Annotated in this window: 17 protein-coding genes; 10 read left to right on the top strand and 7 right to left on the bottom strand. The window is 55.3% G+C overall.

Annotated features, from left to right (window positions below; all coding sequences use genetic code 11):
• The first annotated feature begins 96 nt into the window (after window positions 1–96).
• The 6 genes from B0B07_RS08275 (at window position 97) to B0B07_RS08250 (ending at window position 7,311) form a co-directional block, all read left to right on the top strand.
• Complete coding sequence (locus B0B07_RS08275) at window positions 97–1,833, top strand: carbon starvation CstA family protein (protein ID WP_076758010.1); 1,737 nt, start codon at window positions 97–99, stop codon at window positions 1,831–1,833.
• Window positions 1,834–1,938: 105 nt separating this feature from the next.
• Window positions 1,939–2,175 carry a cory-CC-star protein gene (locus B0B07_RS08270; RefSeq protein ID WP_407643868.1) on the top strand — a complete coding sequence of 79 codons (237 nt, stop codon included), beginning with the start codon at window positions 1,939–1,941 and terminating at the stop codon, window positions 2,173–2,175.
• Between the two features lie 17 nt (window positions 2,176–2,192).
• Window positions 2,193–3,149, top strand: coding sequence for an ArsA family ATPase (locus B0B07_RS08265; RefSeq protein WP_076758009.1), 957 nt, complete (start codon window positions 2,193–2,195; stop codon window positions 3,147–3,149).
• Entirely contained in the window at window positions 3,130–4,113 is a 984-nt protein-coding gene (locus tag B0B07_RS08260; protein ID WP_076758008.1) for a zinc-binding dehydrogenase, read from the top strand. Before B0B07_RS08265 ends, B0B07_RS08260 begins: the two co-directional genes overlap by 20 nt.
• A 284-nt stretch (window positions 4,114–4,397) precedes the next feature.
• Window positions 4,398–4,967, top strand: a complete 570-nt coding sequence (locus B0B07_RS08255) for a TetR/AcrR family transcriptional regulator (RefSeq protein ID WP_076758006.1) — start codon at window positions 4,398–4,400, stop codon at window positions 4,965–4,967.
• Between the two features lie 157 nt (window positions 4,968–5,124).
• The gene (locus B0B07_RS08250; RefSeq protein ID WP_076758004.1) at window positions 5,125–7,311 is read left to right on the top strand and encodes a YhgE/Pip domain-containing protein; all 2,187 of its coding nucleotides are present in this window, start codon (window positions 5,125–5,127) and stop codon (window positions 7,309–7,311) included.
• A gap of 401 nt (window positions 7,312–7,712) precedes the next feature.
• Here the strand turns inward: B0B07_RS08250 and B0B07_RS08245 are convergent, their stop codons facing one another.
• The 3 genes from B0B07_RS08245 to B0B07_RS08235 form a co-directional block, all read right to left on the bottom strand.
• Window positions 7,713–8,333 carry a response regulator transcription factor gene (locus B0B07_RS08245; RefSeq protein WP_076758001.1) on the bottom strand — a complete coding sequence of 207 codons (621 nt, stop codon included), beginning with the start codon at window positions 8,331–8,333 and terminating at the stop codon, window positions 7,713–7,715.
• Window positions 8,330–9,466 (bottom strand): sensor histidine kinase, encoded by a 1,137-nt coding sequence (locus B0B07_RS08240; RefSeq protein WP_076758431.1) that lies wholly within the window; start codon window positions 9,464–9,466, stop codon window positions 8,330–8,332. Before B0B07_RS08240 ends, B0B07_RS08245 begins: the two co-directional genes overlap by 4 nt.
• 100 nt (window positions 9,467–9,566) lie before the next feature.
• On the bottom strand, window positions 9,567–10,628 hold the full coding sequence (locus B0B07_RS08235) for a Delta(5) desaturase DesA (protein WP_076757996.1): 1,062 nt from the start codon (window positions 10,626–10,628) through the stop codon (window positions 9,567–9,569).
• 178 nt (window positions 10,629–10,806) lie between these two features.
• Between B0B07_RS08235 and B0B07_RS08230 the strand changes: the two genes are divergently transcribed.
• The 4 genes from B0B07_RS08230 (at window position 10,807) to B0B07_RS08215 (ending at window position 13,978) form a co-directional block, all read left to right on the top strand.
• Window positions 10,807–11,754: a threonine/serine dehydratase family protein gene (locus B0B07_RS08230; protein ID WP_076757994.1), complete on the top strand. Its 948-nt coding sequence runs from the start codon at window positions 10,807–10,809 to the stop codon at window positions 11,752–11,754.
• Window positions 11,755–11,886: 132 nt separating this feature from the next.
• Window positions 11,887–13,158 carry an acetyl-CoA hydrolase/transferase family protein gene (locus B0B07_RS08225; protein ID WP_076757992.1) on the top strand — a complete coding sequence of 424 codons (1,272 nt, stop codon included), beginning with the start codon at window positions 11,887–11,889 and terminating at the stop codon, window positions 13,156–13,158.
• Between the two features lie 25 nt (window positions 13,159–13,183).
• Window positions 13,184–13,531, top strand: coding sequence for an ASCH domain-containing protein (locus B0B07_RS08220; RefSeq protein WP_076757988.1), 348 nt, complete (start codon window positions 13,184–13,186; stop codon window positions 13,529–13,531).
• Window positions 13,532–13,537: 6 nt separating this feature from the next.
• On the top strand, window positions 13,538–13,978 hold the full coding sequence (locus B0B07_RS08215; RefSeq protein WP_076757985.1) for a hypothetical protein: 441 nt from the start codon (window positions 13,538–13,540) through the stop codon (window positions 13,976–13,978).
• A gap of 122 nt (window positions 13,979–14,100) precedes the next feature.
• On the opposite strand, the gene B0B07_RS08210 is transcribed toward B0B07_RS08215, so the two are convergent.
• The 4 genes from B0B07_RS08210 to B0B07_RS08195 form a co-directional block, all read right to left on the bottom strand.
• The gene (locus tag B0B07_RS08210) at window positions 14,101–14,712 is read right to left on the bottom strand and encodes a hypothetical protein (RefSeq protein ID WP_076757984.1); all 612 of its coding nucleotides are present in this window, start codon (window positions 14,710–14,712) and stop codon (window positions 14,101–14,103) included.
• Window positions 14,713–14,863: 151 nt separating this feature from the next.
• Window positions 14,864–15,862 carry an inorganic phosphate transporter gene (locus B0B07_RS08205; protein WP_076757981.1) on the bottom strand — a complete coding sequence of 333 codons (999 nt, stop codon included), beginning with the start codon at window positions 15,860–15,862 and terminating at the stop codon, window positions 14,864–14,866.
• Window positions 15,863–15,880: 18 nt separating this feature from the next.
• Window positions 15,881–16,501 carry a DUF47 domain-containing protein gene (locus B0B07_RS08200; protein ID WP_076757980.1) on the bottom strand — a complete coding sequence of 207 codons (621 nt, stop codon included), beginning with the start codon at window positions 16,499–16,501 and terminating at the stop codon, window positions 15,881–15,883.
• A gap of 190 nt (window positions 16,502–16,691) precedes the next feature.
• Complete coding sequence (locus B0B07_RS08195; RefSeq protein ID WP_076757979.1) at window positions 16,692–18,389, bottom strand: M3 family oligoendopeptidase; 1,698 nt, start codon at window positions 18,387–18,389, stop codon at window positions 16,692–16,694.
• Window positions 18,390–18,468 lie beyond the last annotated feature (79 nt).

The following is an 18,468-nucleotide window of genomic DNA, read 5'->3' as shown; positions in this document are numbered from 1 at the left end:
ATATACATAACAGGGATGGAGAAGAACCGGACATGCCGGCAGGGGGGAGGACAGGGAGGAAAGGCGCAAAGCCAAAATGACTAGGGGGTTGTTGAGATGAATGCAATCTTGGTTGCCGTGATCGGTATGGTCGTTTTTGCACTTGGTTACCGTTATTATTCCAAGTTCGTAGCCGAACGGATTTTCAGGCTGGATCCGAATTATGTGACGCCCTCCCATAAATACAAGGACGGGGTCGACTTTGTGCCGACCAATAAATTCGTCCTCTGGGGACACCATTTCACTTCTGTCGCGGGTGCGGCGCCCATACTCGGACCTGCCATTGCCGTCTACTGGGGATGGCTTCCTGCCTTTCTCTGGGTCATTCTCGGCACGGTTTTCGCTGCGGGGGTGCACGACTTCGGGACGCTTGCCCTTTCTGTCCGGAACAAAGGCCAGTCGGTCGGAACGATTGCAGACCGGCTTATCGGCCAGCGCGCGAAAATTTTGTTCCTGTTTATCATCCTGATTCTCGTCCTGATGGTCAATGCGGTCTTTGCCTGGGTCATATCCAATCTGTTCATCAAGTATCCGGCGAGCGTGCTGCCGATCTTCATCCAGATCCCGCTTGCCGTCTGGATTGGCTACGCGGTGTATAAGCGTCAGAAAAAGATGCTTGTCCCGTCCCTTATCGCGCTGGCCGTCATGTACGGCGCCGCCATCCTTGCGAGCCAATTCAGCTGGCTTCAGGTCGACCTCGTCGGCATGATGGGCGGCGAGGAAGGAGCAGGCCTGTTCGGACTCGGCTCCGTGTCGACGGCCTTCCTCATCTGGATCGTCGTTCTCATGGTGTATGTGTATATTGCATCCACCCTGCCGGTCTGGAAACTTCTCCAGCCGCGCGATTTTATCAACTCCCATCAGCTTGTTGTCGGTCTCGGGATATTGTATCTCGGCCTAATCTTCACGAACCCGACGATCACGGCACCGGCCACAAATGCGACGACCGACGTTTCCTGGTTCCCGCTGCTGTTCATCACGGTCGCCTGCGGGGCCATCTCCGGATTCCACGGACTCGTCTCTTCCGGGACGTCAGCCAAGCAGCTCGACAAGGAGACGGACGCCCGTTTCGTCGGCTATCTCGGAGCGGTCGGTGAAGGTGTCCTCGCGCTGATCTCGATCCTCGCCGTCGTCACGCTTTTCCCGAGCGCTGCCGCATTCAAGACGGCGTACAGCTCGTTCGGCGCAGCGAATGCCGGAGGGCTCGGCAACTTTGTCGAAGGGGCATCGCTTCTGGCCGGCGGAATCGGCCTTCCGGCGGGCATTGCCACCACCATCGTCTCGATCATCATCATCAGCTTTGCCGCCACCACGCTTGATTCGTCGGTCCGGCTGATGCGCTACATCATTGCCGAACTCGGCATGGAATACAAAATGCCGGTCCTGGCCAAGGCGCATGTCGCCACTTCGGTCGCAGTCCTGTCGAGCGCCGCACTTGTCCTCATCCCGAAAGGGCCGAACGGATTCGGCTCCGGGGGGTACCTCCTCTGGCCGCTGTTCGGAACTGCGAACCAGCTTCTTGCGGGCATCAGCCTCATGCTCATCGCCGTCTGGCTGAAACGGCTCGGACGGAACTATATGGTCGCCATCGTGCCGATGATCTTCCTGCTGTTCATGACGCTGATCGCGATGTTCCAGCAAGTCTTCTTCCAGTGGTCCTGGTGGGGCACCGAATCCAATATGCTCCTCTTCGTGTTCGGAGCGATCATCTTCGTATTCGCGGTGTGGATCATCCTGACGGCATTCAGCGTGCTGACGAAGGGCATCCAGCCCAAACTGCCTGTCAAAGATTAATGGAAGGGGGCCATTCTTCGGAAGGGCCCCCGATTTATTGCACAGGAAATAATCGGATGAAAGAATGGAGGATGCCCGGTGGACATCTTAGAGAAGCTCAAAACGATGATCCGGTATTATGAGGAAGTGATCAGTCTTCCGCACCGACGTGAAATCGCCGCTGAACTGAGGGATGAAGACGATCTGTTCCTCCTGCTTCTGTATTCGGAAATGGTCGGGATTCCGAATCCTGCCTACTACTACACATTGGAGCTTTATCCATACATGCTGGAGAAGTTCCATGATTGGCATCTCAGGATGGGAATGGAAAAATCACCGCTTGCCGGTTTCCGGTGCTGCTGAAGAGAGGAGCGGATGACATGGACGCCATGGCAAAAGAAATCATATTCGTCGGGGGCAAAGGCGGTGTTGGGAAGTCGACATCCGCCGCGGCGATCGCATTCCGGAATGCGGCGGAAGGACATCGGACGCTGCTCGTTTCAACGGATCCGGCACACAACGTCGGAGATCTGCTCGGAAGGCCCCTTGGCGGCCGGGTCACAGGTGTCGCCGAAAATCTGTGGGCGCTGGAAATCGATCCTGAGCAGGAAACGGAAAAATATATCCGGACGGTCAAGGACAATCTGAAGGGCGTGGTGCATTCAGGAATGGTCGCCGAGGTGAACCGGCAGCTGGATACAGCAAAGGCTTCACCGGGTGCGGATGAGGCGGCATTGTTCGACCGGCTTGTAACGGTCCTTCTTGAGGAGCGGGAGACGTTCGACCGGATCGTATTCGACACAGCCCCGACCGGCCATACGATCCGCCTGCTCAGCCTGCCGGAACTGATGGGGGTCTGGATCACCGGACTGTTGGAGAAGCGAAAAAAGACAAATGAAAACTATTCAGCCCTGCTGAACGACGGGGAGCCGGTGGAAGATCCGATCTATGACGTTTTGAGGGAAAGGCAGAACCGGTTTGCCCGGGTAAGAGAGATTCTGCTGGACGAGCAGAAGACCGGGTTCATCTTTGTATTGAATCCGGAACGGCTCCCGATCGTCGAGACGGAGAAGGCGGTGGGTCTCCTGGCCAAGTACGGTCTCGGGGTCAAAACGCTCATCGTGAATAAAGTATTGCCGAAGGAAGCGGACGGCGAGTTTCTGAGAGAACGGCGAGTCCATGAAGAGATCTATCTGAAGCAGATTGACGGGCTTTTCAAGAACCAGGAAGTGATCCGCGTACCTCTGTTCCCGAGGGACATCGCTTCGATGGAAGACCTGGAAGCCTACAGTCACTATTTAAAGGAAGGTGGACGCAGTGGAAGCTTACGTGTTTGATTACGGAGAATGGAAATTGAAGAAGCTGCCGGATCCCGAGGCGGGACCCGGAGAGGCGGTCGTTTCACTGAAGACCGCCGGGCTGAACCGGCGGGATCTCTACATACCCGCCCGGCGCGGGAATGATCGGGAAGCCGTCGTCATCGGATCCGACGGGGCCGGGGTGGTGGAGTCCGTGGGGGAGGGGGTATCAGCTGTCAGGCCCGGGGACGAAGTCATCATCAACCCGGCGCTGCGCTGGTTTACGAAAACCGGTGCCCCGCCGGAAGGGTTTGACATCCTTGGCATGCCCGACAACGGCACGATGGCCGGTAAAATCGTCATTTCGGCCGAACAGCTGGAGCCGAAACCGGCCCACTTGTCCTGGGTGGAGGCAGGCGTTTTCGCCTTGGCGGGATTGACCGGATACCGCGCGCTGGTCACCAGGGGACGGCTGGCGCCGGGGGAAACAGTCTTCATACCCGGTGCCGGCAGCGGCGTCGCCACCTTCCTCATCCAGTTTGCCAAGGCGCTCGGCGCCCGTGTGATCGTCAGTTCGAGGAGTGCAAAAAAGCGGGAGCTGGCGCTCGGGATCGGGGCGGACCGCGCCATCGGCACAGAGGAAGACTGGCAGGAAGCACTTGCCGATGAAACGGTGGACCTCGTCATCGACAGCATCGGCGAAGCGACGTTCAACCGTTCGTTCTCGGTTTTGAAGAAAGGCGGCCGGTTTGTGACGTTCGGCGCGACAACCGACGATCATGTGGATTTCAATCTGCGCGAGTTCTTTTACGGCCAATTTGATCTGCTCGGATCGACAATGGGCAGCCGGGAAGAACTCCGGGAACTGTTGAAGCTGGCGGAGGAGGAAAAGATCCGGCCGGTCATCGACTCGGAATACAGCCTGGCTCAAGTCGGCGAAGCGATGGAACAGCTTAAAGAGAGCACTCAATTCGGCAAAATCGCCATCCGCATTGATGATTGAATGAATGAATGAGCCGTTCTACAGGGAGGATCACTGCTGCCTTTGCCGAAACCCGGCAGGCGGCAGTTTTTGTTCGGAGGGATACGGCGGCCTTTTCCCAGTTTGCACGAGGGAAAGGACGTAAGAGACCGATTCGGCACGCCAAGAGTCCGATTCGCCAACAGAATTGACCGAATCCGTCCGAATCTCCAAAAGGGGTTGCGTTGATGAACGGTTCAGGCTACAATGTAGAACGTAATGACCATATTTGTTTTTCGGTCACTCAGTTCGAAAGGGGTGAAACGATGGACAGAAGGAAAGAGATCATCCTGGCAGCCACTCGGTCCTTTTCCATGTTCGGTTACAAAGCGACAACAATGGATCAAGTGGCGAAAATCGCGAAAGTCGGCAAGGGCACGATTTATACGTTCTTTTCGAACAAGGAAGAGCTGTTCCAGGAAATTGTCCGGTCGACCATCCGGGAGATGCGGTCAGAAGCGGAAGCCGTGATCGACCCGGAAGAGCCGTTCCGGCTAAAGGCTCACCAGGCGCTCATGAAGATGCTGGAGTTCCGTGAACAACATGCACTGCTCGGCAAACTGATCGAAGAGGAGAAAGAAATCCGCACACAGGCGGTTCAGGAAATGCTCCTCGAAGTGGAAGATGAGATTGTCGGATTTATCGCCGGGAAGCTCAAGATGGCGATCGAGCGCGGCGAAGTCCGGCCCTGTGATCCAAAACTTGTTGCTTACATGCTCTTTAAATCCTATCTTGCTTTCGTCATCGAGTGGCCGGAAACCCGGGGAGAACCACTGAAAGAGGAAACCATCGCCAATCTGTTCAATGAAACGCTGTTCCGCGGATTGCTCGCCTGAAAGGGTTCGGTCCGCGTTGCTTCATCCTTTGAGTGACCAAAAAGTCGGACCGGTCAGTAAAGGGGCCACCGACCACAAATAAAGATCGGAAGCTTTTATTTTTCACTTTAATGACCAGTTGACCGATTCGGTCAATCATCCAAACGGAGGTAGAAACATGTTAAAAGGAGAACTGAAAAACATCCTGCATAACCGGAAGATGCTCATTGCGATCATCGCGGTCCTGCTCGTTCCGGTGCTCTATGCAGGAATGCTGCTGTGGGCATTTTGGGATCCGTACGACCGGCTTCCGGATTTGCCGGTCGCCGTCGTGAATGCGGACAAAGGGGCGGATTTTGAAGGCCGCCAGCTCGATATCGGCAATGAGGTCACGGACAAGCTCATGGAGAGCAAGGAATTTAATTTCATTGAAATGACTCCGGAAGAAGGCGAGAAGGCGCTTGACGGGCATGACGTATACATGCTGATTGAATTCCCGTCCAATTTCTCCGAGCATGCAACCACACTTCTGGACGAGCAACCCGAAAAACTGTCCATCGAATACCGGCCAAACGAGGGATTGAACTTCCTGTCCGGCCAGATCGGTGAAACGGCGATGGAGAAAATCCGTTCCGAAGTGAATGAGCAGATTGTCGCTGTATACTCCGAGCAGCTGTTTGACGCCATCGCGGAAATGGGCGATGGCTTCGGGGAAGCTTCAGACGGTGCGGGCCAGCTCGAGGACGGCGCGAAGGAGCTCCACAACGGTGCATCCGATCTGAAGGGCTATCTGGAACAGTTAGCTGGCGGTTCCCTTGAACTGGTGGACGGCACGGATCGCCTTGTGGCGGGCACTTCCGAGGCGGCACAGGGTGCCGGCAAGCTTGACGAGGGGCTCTCTGCCTTGTCCGCCGGATCCGGCCGGCTTCGTTCGGGTGCTGACGAAGCCGCAAACGGGGCGGCGGCCCTTAAGAGCGGGGTACAGGAATACACCGCTGGAGTATCCCGGCTGAAGGAAGGGATCGCCGCAGCGAACAGCAAGGACGGCGACCTGATCGCTGCGCTCGGCCAGCTGAAATCCGGCGCATCCCGTGTGGACGGTTCGGTCGGTGAACTTGAAACCGGCGCGGGCCAGGTCCACCAGGGGATTGAAGCATTGGCCGGCCAGCTGGAACCGATCCTCAAGCAGCTTTCTCCCGAACAGCAGGCACAGCTGAACGGGACACTTGAACAGCTCAAGCAGGGCAGCGGTGCGGTATCGGCCGGCCTGTCTTCACTCGGTGAGGGTACCGGCAGCCTTGCCGCCGGCATCGGAGAAGCGGAATCCGGTGCCGGACAACTGGCGGAAGCCAGGAAGCAGATCCAAGCAGGCGCCGCAGAACTTGACGGATCATCCGCCAAGCTTGTCGAAGGCGCCGGCAGCCTGGCTGCAGGAAATGCGCAGCTTGCAAGCGGGGCGGCCGAGCTGGATGCCGGCATCCAGTCTGCAAACGAAGGAAGCCGTTCGCTCGCTTCCGGACTCGGGTCTCTCCTTGAAGGATCCGGCCAGCTGAAAGCAGGAACGAGCGAACTCGCGCAGAAATCCGGCGAACTGGCATCCGGTTCCGGGAAACTCGTTTCCGGGACGGAAGAACTTGCCGACGGTTCCGGAACGCTCCGCGAGAAACTCGCCGATGCGCACGATACAGCCGGAGGAGTGAAAGCGAATGACGACACGATCGACATGGCCTCGGCACCGGTTCAAGTGGAGAAAGACAGCATCGACCATGTACCGAACTACGGAACCGGGTTTACTCCTTACTTCCTCTCGCTTGGCCTGTTCGTCGGTGCCCTGCTCATCACGATCGTCTTCCCGCTGGTTGAACCGGCGGTCCGGCCGGTGAACGGCTGGCGCTGGGCGGGCAGCAAGATCGCCATCCTCGCGGTCGTCGGGCTCATCCAGGCACTCGCGGCGGTTGCGGTCGTCATCATGGCACTTGGTCTGGACGCCGTCGAACCGGGCTGGCTGATCGCCTCGGCGATCATTACGAGCTACACGTTCCTGGCAATCGTCCAGTTCCTTGTCTCGTCAATGGGGGATCCCGGGCGGTTCATCGCCATCATCCTGCTCGTCCTCCAGCTGACGACGAGCGCAGGGACCTTCCCGCTGGAATTGATTCCGGAACCGCTTCAGTGGCTCAACGCCGGATTGCCGATGACGTATTCGGTACAGGCATTCAAGGCTGCGATTTCCTCGGGCAATGCGGACCTCGCCCTGTTCAGCAACGGAATTCTCCTTGCCTTCATGGCAGGGGCGCTAATTCTGACGGTCACATACTTCACGGTCTTGTTCAAGCGCCGCTATTCCAAGCTGGCTGAGGCTTGATCGATCCCACATGAAAAAGCCGCCGGCAATTTAATGCCGGCGGCTTTTTGTTTGGGAAGGTTTTTGGAATGGACAGTTGATTTGCGATATGGATCTCGGATTTGCAATATGGCCGTCCGATTTGCAATATGGCCATCCGATTTACAATATGGCCCTCGGATTTGCAATATGGCCGTCCGATTTACAATATGGACCTAGGATTTGCAATATGGACATCCGATTTACAATTTGGCCCTCGGATTTGCAATATGGCCATCCGATTTACAATATGGACCTCGGATTTGCAATATGGCCCTCCGATTTACAATATGGAACCTGGATTTACAATATGGCCACCCGATTTACAATATGGCCCTCGAATTTGCAATATGGCCGCCGGATTTACGATATGGAGTATCCGGTCAGTCCGCGTCCCTGTCCGTCCCGCGCAGCCAGCCGTTTTCCCGAAACCGGGCAATCGCCTCGATCCGGTTGCCGACGCCGAGTTTGTCCAGGATCACGGAAATGTAGTTCCGGACCGTTCCGGCGGTGATGAACAATTCTTTTGCGATTTCTTTAGTCTCTTTTCCCTCTGCGATCAGTTCAAGCACCTGGGTCTCCCGCTCGGTCAGCGGGTTTGGCGGGCTGAATGCCAGGTCGACCAGTTCGGGGGAATAGATCCGCCTTCCGGACATGATCGAGCGGATGGCATCCGCCAGTTCATCGCTCGGGCTGTCCTTCAGAAGATATCCGTCCACGCCGGCTTTTCGGGCCCGTTCGAAATAGCCGGCCCTCGCGAATGTCGTCAGGATGATGATCTTAACGGGCAGGTCCTTCAGCTGCTCGGCGGCATCCAGACCGCTCATGACCGGCATCTCGATGTCCATTATGCAAATATCCGGTTGCAGCCGGCGCACGAGGCGGACCGCTTCCGCACCGTCGGCGGCCAGGCCGTCCACCTGGAGGTCATCCTCCAGATCGAGAAGCGAGCCGAGTGCACCGAGCAGCATCTTCTGATCTTCCGCAATGACGATCCGGATCATGCCGTCACCTCATTTGTATTTTGTATGATGTTCGGGATGTGCACGGTCAGGGACGTTCCGGTCCCGCGGGGGCCCGGGCCGATCGAGAGCCGTCCGTTGACGAATTCCATCCGTTCCTCCATCCCGAGCAGTCCGTTTCCTTTTGTCAGCGCGCTGCGGATGCCGATGCCGTTATCCGACACGGAAAGCGTGGTCTCGCTTTCGTCCTTTGCCAGCACGACCGAGCAATCGGACGCCTTGCTGTGTTTGACGACATTGGTGACGGCTTCCATGAGGCACATTCCGAGTACATCTTCGATATAGGGGGAAACATCGATTTCTTCGGAGCTGCCGGTTATGGACAGGCTGATTCCCGCCGCCTCGAGGATCCGTTCAGCCTTCATCAGTTCAGCCGGCAGGCTCGTGCCTCTCATGCCGCTCACGAGATCACGGACTTCCTTCAGGGCCGTCCTGGCGGTCCGCCGGACATCGAGCATTTCACCCCGTGCCCGGTCCGGATCCTTTACAGCGAGTTTGGATGCCAGGTCGCTTTTCAGGCCGATGAGCGAGAGCTTCTGCCCGAGGGTGTCATGGAGATCCCTCGCAATCCGCTGTCTCTCCTCGTGGACGACCAAGTCGGCGATCATGCGGTTGGCATCCTCGAGTTTTTCCTCGAGCACTTCCCGTTGATGCCGGTTATAGGCATTGAACGGGATGAGCAGGACGCCGACCTCCGTCATGATGAGAAACGGGTACTGGGAAACAAAGATCTCCGTCTCGGTGAAAATGACGAGGACGAGTGCAGCGGCTGAAATTCCGGTGGTGAATGCGTAATAGATGAAAAAGGGCGTCCGCTTGCGGATATTCCCGATCTGCAGGGCGATGAACAGGAAAAAGTAGATAAATCCGAATGCCACCGTCATGGTGAAACTGATCACGATTTCGATGCCCAGCCATACATAGGACCCGGTTCCCTCACGATTGTTCGAAGCCCGGTACGAAACGAAAAACAGGGCAAACAAGGCGAGTCCCGAGGCGATTTCCAGCAGGGACATGGAACGGAAGATGAAGAAGAAAGGCATAATGCAGAACAGAATCCATGCATAAATATTAAACCACTTGTTCGTCGGGTAGATCTGATACCATTTCCTCAATAGAATTCCCATCCTTGCAATTCCGTTTTCAGCCATTATAACAGACAGGCTGCTTCCAGAGAAAAACCGGCGGGCCCCCTTGTCGGGAGCCGCCGGCTGGTCAATGTTCATGGCTTCCGATTCCTGCTTTCCGCTTTGCGGCAGGAAGCGGTTTCGGGATGGTCGGACCGTATGCGTCACGCCATTCCGTGAATGTGACGAATTGCTTGTTCGCTTCATCAAAAAGCTTGAATTTCAGAGACTCAAGGCTCGTTTTCAGAGTGATCGTCGTCGCCTTCTGAAGCGGCGGGACGGATACATGGGCTTCTTCAAGTTTATAGTTCGGGACGCGGGGCGCAAGATGATGGACATGGTGGTAGCCGATATTGCCGCTGAGCCACTGGAGCAGGCGGGGGAGCTCGTAATAAGAGCTTCCTTCAACTGCGGCTTTCACATAGTTCCATTCGGACTCTTCCTCGAAGTAGGAGTCTTCGAACTGATGCTGGACGTAGAACAGCCAGATTCCGAGGAGGGCGGCGGTATACATCACCGTTCCCTGGATCACAAGAAACGGTTTCCAGCCGATGGCCAGGATCATGCCGGCATACAGGAGGGCGACTGTGATGTTGATCAGCCATGTGTTCCACCGTTCCTTCGATTTGGCATCTTTTCGGTTGAACCGTCCTGAAACGAGCAGCAGATAAAGCGGGCCCAGCCCGAACATGACGAGCGGGTTCCGGTAGAGCCGGTAACCGAGCCGCTGCATCGGTGTGGCTTCATTGTATTCATCGACGGTCATGATCCAGATATCGCCGGTTCCCCGCTTGTCCAGGTTGCCGCTCGTCGCATGGTGGATAATATGTTCCCTTCTCCATTTCTCATAGGGGAACAAAGTCAGGATGCCGGTGATCGTCCCAAGAATGTCATTTGCCTTTTTCTTTTTGAAAAACGATCCGTGGGTGCAGTCATGGAAGATGATAAAAATCCTGACAAGGAAGCCTGCGGCGATGACGGCCACGCCGGCAGCCAGCCAGGGCGAGACAAAATAAGCCGCGTAGGCGATGCCCCACAGAAGGAAAAACGGGGGAATCGTGTTCAATATTTGGATGGTGCTTTGACGTCGGTCTGACTTTTCATAGGTTTTCACATTTTTTCGGAGCTGAACGGTTTTTTCTCGATCCAATTCGGTTCCTCCTTTATGTTTGTTGCACGTTTCTTCGGTCATTCTCATCATAGGGAAATCGAAATCGTCAGAACAGGCACAGATGTCAAAAAGGAGGCATGATAAATGTCATGGTTGCGGGGGGATGACCGCCAAAAGTAGAATGAAACCATGAAGGAAAGGGAAAAGGGGGAGCAAGATGATCGGACTTACAGAAATCCAGACCGCCGCCCGTGAAATCGGCGGGATGGTCCACCGCACACCGGTTCTGACTTCGGAACGTCTCGACAAACTTGCAGGGGGAGACGTCTTCCTGAAGGCGGAGCATCTTCAAAAGACCGGCTCGTTCAAGATCCGGGGTGCCACGTTCAAGGTTCTGAACGCGTCAAGGGAAGGCGCGGAGCATGCGGTTGCCGCATCCTCCGGCAACCATGGACAGGCCGTCGCCAGGGCGGCCGCCCTTCAGGGGATGAGGTCGACCGTCGTCGTGCCGGAAGACGCTTCGCCGGCGAAGGTCTCGGCGATCGAAGCCTACGGGGGCCGGATTGTCCGCTGTGGCCATACATCCGCCGAGCGGATTCCTGAAGCGCGCCGGATTGCCCGGGAGGAGGGCGGAGTCTATATCCCGCCCTATGATGATCCGATGATCATGGCGGGGCAGGGGACGGTCGGACTGGAGATCCTTGAACAGGTGCCGGGCTGCACGGCCATTTACGTACCGGTCGGCGGCGGGGGGCTCATTTCGGGGATCCTGTCAGCCGTGAAGCAGACACGGCCCGATGTGAAGGTATTCGGCGTCGAGCCGGAAAGCGCGGATGACACCCGCCGTTCCCTGGCCTCCGGGGAGCGCACCGCAATCGGACCGACCCTGACGATTGCGGACGGCCTGCGCACGACGATTCCAGGCGAATTGACATTCCCGATCCTGATGGAAGCGCTGGATGGCCTGATCACCGTTCCGGATAGCGCCATCAGGGAGGCGATGGTCCTGATGTTCCAGGGGATGAAGCAGGTGGTCGAACCTTCCGGGGCGACCGCGCTTGCCGGCCTCCTTGCATCCGGCGGAACAGGGGATACGGGAAAACGAGTGGCCGTTCTGTCGGGAGGGAATATTGCGCCCGCCGACTACGCGGGCCTGATCAGCTGACGGCGGTGGACTGCCGTCATGAATCGTTCATAAATGCGAAAGGAAACGCCGGATGCAGCAACGGTGCCGGTTAAACAGCCGGCCGTCTTATGGTAAGGTTTGATCACAAGGATTGATAGGAGTGTTGCTGAGATGACCAGACCACTGTCCGACGGGGAATTCATCTCCCTGATCGGTCCTCAGGCCGACCTGATTGTCCCGATCGCCAACGGAGAGCCGGTCCGGCTTTTGGACCTCCTCGAAGAGCATGCCGATGAGCTGGACGGCGTCCGGGTCCACCAGATGCATGCACTTCGGGAGCGGGCCTACATCAACGGGGAGTTCCCCGGCAAGCTGTCCCATGTTTCCTATTTCCTCAGTTCCGCCACCCGGAAGGCATACTGGCGCGGAACGATTGAACTTGTGCCGAACAACTTTTCCGATGTTCCGTATTTGTTGTCGAGGACGACGAAGCGCTCCCTCGTATTGGCGAAGGCCTCTCCGGTGGATGAGCACGGCTATTTTTCCCTCGGAACGAATGCAGATTATGTGGCCGAGTTCATCGGACACGTGCCGTTCGTGCTGGAAGTGAACGATCACATGCCGAGGACATTCGGCCGGAATCAGATTCATATCAGCCAGGTCGCCGGCTTTATCGAGCATCACGCTCCGCTTGCAGAAGCGGTGGCCCCGCCCATCGGAGAAAAGGACCGCAGCATTGCCGAGTATGTTGTCGGCCGGATCGAGGACGGGGACACGCTCCAGGTCGGCATCGGCGCCATCCCGAACGCCGTCATGGGGATGCTGAAAAACTACCGGCATCTCGGGATTCACACGGAAATGCTGACGAGCAGCATCGCGGATCTGTTTGAATCGGGGGCAATCGACGGATCCCGGAAAAAGACCAATCCCGGAAAAATTGTCGGCACGTTCGCGCTCGGCACCCAAAGACTCTACGACTTTTTGGACGACAACCCCGGGGTTGAATTTCTGCCGGTCCATATCGTCAACAATCCGCATGAGATCGCAAAGGAAGATCATATGGTATCCATTAATGCATCCACCGAAATCGACCTTTACGGACAGGCGGCATCTGAGACGGTGGGGGGCAAGTATTATTCCCTCAGCGGGGGGCAGGCGGATTTTGCGAACGGCATCCGTTTTTCCAAATACGGGAAAGGGTTCATCTGCCTGCACTCAACGGCAAAAGACGATACGATCTCCAGAATCCGTGTCGGTCTGACACCGGGTTCCGTCGTCACGACATCCAAGAATTCGGTCGGAAGCGTCGTGACCGAATATGGGATCGCCGACCTATATGGACAGCCGTTTTCTGAACGGGCAAGGCGCCTCATCGAAATCGCACACCCGAAATACCGCGAGGAACTTGAATTCGAAGCAAGAAAAGCCGGATTCTTCATCTGAATCGGATCAGAAGGGGAGATAGAACTTGAAGAACTATGAAAACGGGGAACTGCCTCCAAAAACCTGCTCGATCGAACGGCTCGTGACCAATCCGGATGATGTCCGGAAAGTCATCGACAGGACAAAGACGGCCACAAGGCGGAACGGCCGCTATGCGGATCCCGGCGAGGTGATGGTCTTGGACGGGAGCCGGTTTGAGGTCACGAGCGTCTACAGCCAGACACTCGGTGAAATGACCGAAGAAGACGCAAAGTCCGAAGGGTATCCGAGTCTCAAAACGTATCAGGAAGCCATCCTTTCTTTCCATCCGGGGATGCGATGGGCGTCCAAGATGAAAGTCTGGGTACACGAATTCCGCCCGGTTGCAGAATGACGGGAGATGAACAGTTACTATCCGTCCATTCTGTTTTTTCACGTGCTCAGCGCCGCCCTGTCGATCGGACCGTTTTTTGTCCTCGTCCCGCTCATCAAGAAAATGAAAGATGCAGATGAACGCCTGCTGAGAGAGCATCTGTCGGTGTTCAGGTCGGCCGTCCGCCTCGTGAAGCATGCCGGTCACGTGCTTGTCGCGACCGGCCTCCTGCTCATGCTCCAAGGCGGCTATCCCTGGTCGACTTCCTGGGTTGTCATGACCATTGCCGTCATGTTCGGTTCCATCTTCTTTCTGGCCAGGGCATTCAAGCCGGTACTCGGACAACTGTCGGCAGGCACAGGGGACCGGCTGGCCCTGATCGGTGTGCTCAACAGGAAACTGTGGACCTATATCCTCCTGCTTCTCATCATGCTCTGGTTCATGGTCGCAAAGCCGAATCTCTGGTGATAGCCGAAAAGGACAACATCCTTCCTATATCAAAAAACCAGGCCCCTGTTGAGGGACCTGGTTTTTTCATCGGCAAGATTCGAACTTCCGGCCGACATCATTGAAGGTTGTTGCGATGCCGATCAGCCGGATACAGCGAAATTGCCTTTGAACCCGCCGAAATCAGCGTTGTAATGGAGCGCGTCGAACTGCTCTTTCAGTTTTTCAAGCGCCGGCTGGGCACCGTTTTCCTCCAGATCCTTGCTCATGTCACCGGTAAGCTGGAGAACACGGGAGCGGGCACTGGAAAGGGTCGTATTGTACTTGTCCTCCGGTTTTTCGATATAGCTGTTCAGATAGTCGCGGAAAATCTCCATGTTTTCAGCGATGTCGCCGGAAAACGCCGCAATCTCTTTTTCCTGGTCGTTTTTGCCGTCGAGCTTGAACTCCGCAGTGAACTCGTCAAAGTTTTTCAGCGCCGTCTTGACGGCTTCCTCGTCTTTCAGTTTGCCGTTTTCAATGACGTTTTCCACGTTTTCGCTCAGGACTTCCATCGTTTCGGCCGTCTCGCTCATGAAGATGCTTGTATCGAGGAGGAAGTCCTTCGAATAGGATTCAGGCGCGTCCACTTCAGCCGCTTTCTTGTATGTATCGGACTGCTTGTAGACGTCGTCTATCTCTTCCGCGCTTTTCGAACCGCATGCACCGAGCATCAGGGCCGATGCCGCCGTCACGATCAACCATTTCTTAAACATTCACCATTCCCCCTGTGTTTCGTTTTCCGAACAGTTTGGACGTCCGAAAATTATAATAGAGCAAACAGAGGGAAAATAAAAGAAAAATTCATTCGGTTTACGAAGTTCTAATGTTCGATGAATAGCCAACATTCTGCACGCGGTCCGGTCTTCAGAAGAACAGGTCCAGCAGCCAGTAGATCAGAGCAGAAAGGATGGCGACACTCGGCATCGTGATGATCCAGGTGAGCACGATTTTCCGCGCGACTCCCCATTTTACGCCCTTCACGCGCTGTGCAGAGCCGACGCCCATGATGGACGAGGAGATGACGTGCGTGGTCGATACCGGCAAATGGATCAGGGTGGCACCGAAAATGACGCTCGCTGATGCCAGGTCCGCTGCCGCACCGTTGACAGGCCGGAGTTTCATGATCTTTCCGCCGACGGTCTTGATGATTTTATAGCCGCCGATGGAAGTCCCGAGACCCATCGCGGTCGCTGCGGCGACACGCACCCACATCTGGATGTCATCCGAAGACTGCCATCCGGCGGCGATGAGGGCCATTGTCATGATCCCCATCGTCTTTTGTGCATCGTTCGTTCCGTGTGTGAACGACTGGATGGCCGCGGTGCCGATCTGGAGGATGCGGATCCTCCTGTTTGTTTTGGAGAGCGTCGCTTTCCGGAAAATGAACTTGAAAAGGGTCATGACGAGAAAACCCATCGCGATGGCAATGATCGGCGACAGGATCAGCGCCTGGACAATCTTGATGAACCCGCTGTAGTTCAGGATCCCGAAGCCTGCCGCCGTTATGGCGGCACCGGCAATGGAGCCGATGATGGCATGGGAGGAACTGGACGGGATTCCGAAATACCAGGTCGCCAGATTCCAGATGATTGCAGAGATGAGCGCCGCCAGGATGACCAGGGCACCGTTCTCGAGTGCGAACGGATCCACAATGTCTTTTGTGATCGCCTTGGCCACGCCTGTGAAGGTGATGGCGCCGAGGAAATTCATGACAGCGGCCATCAGTACGGCCACCCTTGGAGGCAAAGCCCTTGTCGAGACGGATGTGGCAATTGCATTTGCGGTATCATGGAAACCGTTGATGAAATCGAACGCAAGCGCAAAGACCACGATTAATACGGTGAGAACTACCAGCATGTCCATAGTGGAAAACTCCAATCGTTAAGCGTTGCGCATGATGATGGTTTCAATCGTGTTGGCCACGTTCTGGCATTCATCCGCAATGTCTTCAAGCTGTTCGTAAATATCCTTGAACTGGATGATCCGGATCGGATCTTTTTCGTGGAGGAAGAGTTGTTTGATTGATTCCCTTAGGACTTCGTCACATTTGCTCTCGTAGTCCTTGACTCGGATTGCATGTTCTCGCATTCCGGGCAGTTTTTTATCCTGCAGTTTATCCATCGCCTTCACGATCTCATCCGTGCTGAGGGTAATATAATGGATGAACGTGTTCATGGCATCGTCGGACTCAGTGAGTGCAAACATGTCAAAATGAGCGATGCATTCCTCGATCCCGTCAAGCACATTGTCCATGCTGTTCGCCAGCGCAAGGATATCTTCCCGCTCGATCGGCGTCATAAAGGACTTATTCAGCATGACAATCAGCTCGTGGATCAGATCATCTCCGTCCGTTTCATATTTTTTCATTGTCGTACTGATCTCTTCAAGATCAGCCTTTGACCGGATGCGGACATCTTTTGCATAATGCATGGCCTCTTGCACATTCACGGAAATTTTGGCGAGAGACTCGAAAAACGGGTCTGTATTCTTTCGGCTGAACATTTAATCCCTCCTGATTGCATCAATCCATCACACTTAAAGGATTTTAACACTTATACCCGTTCAGGAGGAGGTTTAGTGATTGGGAAAAGCAAACAAATTTTAAAAAGCAAACGGCAGAGCCCCGGAGGACTTTGCCGTTTGCTTTGTTATGCGGTAAACTGCAGCCGGTTGCACGTTGACTTGAACGGAATCAGAGTGACCGGTCGTCGATCGAATCGAGCCATTCCCTGATCGGAACAGTGACGGATTCAATGCATCCGTCATCGAACGGGGAAGCCAGGCCGGCGCCGTCCAGCAGCTCCAGAAACGGCTTTGAGCCGCCGAGCCGGCAAAGACGAAGATAGTCGTCCCATGCTGCCTGGTGATCTTCACGGGATTTTTTCCAGAACTGCAGGGCGCAGATCTGGGCGAGGCAGTAGTCGATGTAATAGAACGGAACTTCATAAATATGCGACTGGCGCTGCCAAATTCCGCCCGCCTCCAGAAACGGAATGCCGCCATAGTCGCGGTGCGGCAAATATTTCTGTTCCAGTTCTTTCCAGACGCCATTGCGTTCTTCAGGCGACAGCTGCGGATTTTCATAAATCCGCTGCTGGAATTCGTCCACCGCCACGCCGTAGGGAAGGAACAGCAGGGCAGAGCTCAGATGGGTGAATTTGTATTTCTCCGTTGCCTCTTTGAAGAAGAGCTCCATCCAGGGCCATGTGATGAATTCCATGCTCATCGAATGGATTTCGGCTGCTTCCGTCGTCGGCCAGATATATTCCGGCACGCCGATGTCCCTGCTGGAATACACCTGAAACGCATGGCCGGCTTCGTGTGTCAGTACGTCGATATCGTGCGAAGTGCCGTTGAAGTTGGAAAAGATGAACGGGGAGCGGTAATTGTCGATGAATGTACAGTAGCCGCCGCCTTCTTTCCCTTTTTTCGCTTCCAGATCCATCAATTCATGCTCCAGCATAAAATGGAAGAATTCCGATGTCTCCGGGGAAAGTTCTTCATACATCTTTTTGCCGTTTTCGATGATCCATTCCGGAGGGCCCGCCGGATCTGCATTCCCGTCGGTGAAATTCAGCCCCTCATCGTAAAAGTACAGCTTATCGACACCGATTCGCTCCGCCTGCCGTTTGTACAGTTCCGTAGCGATCGGAACCACATGCTCCTTCACTTGGTCACGGAAGTTCTGAACCATCTTTCGGTCATATCCGATCCGGTTCATCCGGAGGAACCCGACTTCCACAAAGTCATCATAGCCAAGTGCCTCGGCAATGTTATGCCGTGTCTTGACAAGCCGGTCGTAAATGTCGTTGAACCGATCCTGGTGTGCAGCATAAAAACCGAAAGCTGCCTCCACGGCGCTCTTTCGGATTTTCCGGTCGGTTGACTGCGTATACGGCACGAGCTGTGCAAGTGTCAGCGTTTTTCCGTCAAACTCGATTTGGGCAGAGGCGACAAGCTTCGAGTACTCCGATGACAATTTGTTTTCTTCCTGGAGAAGGGGAATCACCGAGGATGAGAACGAACGGATTTTCTGGTCGGCAATTGCGAACAACTGGGTTCCCCATCGTTCCTCCAGTTCGGAGCGAAAACGGCTGGATACGAGAGCCTTGTAAAACTCGGTGTTCAAGTCTTCGAACTCCGGGCCGATCTCATCGAAGTAATCCCGTTCTTTCTGGTAGTATTCGTCGTTCGTATCGACAGAGGCACGGATATAAACGAGATTTTCCTGTGTGGAATAATCTTCTGCCAACCGGTTCAGTTCCACGATGACCTCATTTTGTCCGTCGGAGGTGTCAGATGTGCGGAACGTCTCCAGGAGACCGTGCCACTGATGCTTGAGGGCCTGCATGTCGGGGCGGGTATACTTGTAATCTTTGAATGTGACCATTTGTATCCTCCTTTTGCCGACTTTGCGCCCAGGCAGCGGCCGGCTGCAGGGGACACAATGTCTTTTCAAAATCGTCGTT

The sequence above is a fragment of the Edaphobacillus lindanitolerans genome (assembly GCF_900156305.1).
Lineage (GTDB): Bacteria > Bacillota > Bacilli > Bacillales_A > Planococcaceae > Bhargavaea > Bhargavaea lindanitolerans.
Note: the sequence above shows the minus strand (reverse complement) of the source record. Positions and strands in the feature narration are given on the sequence as shown.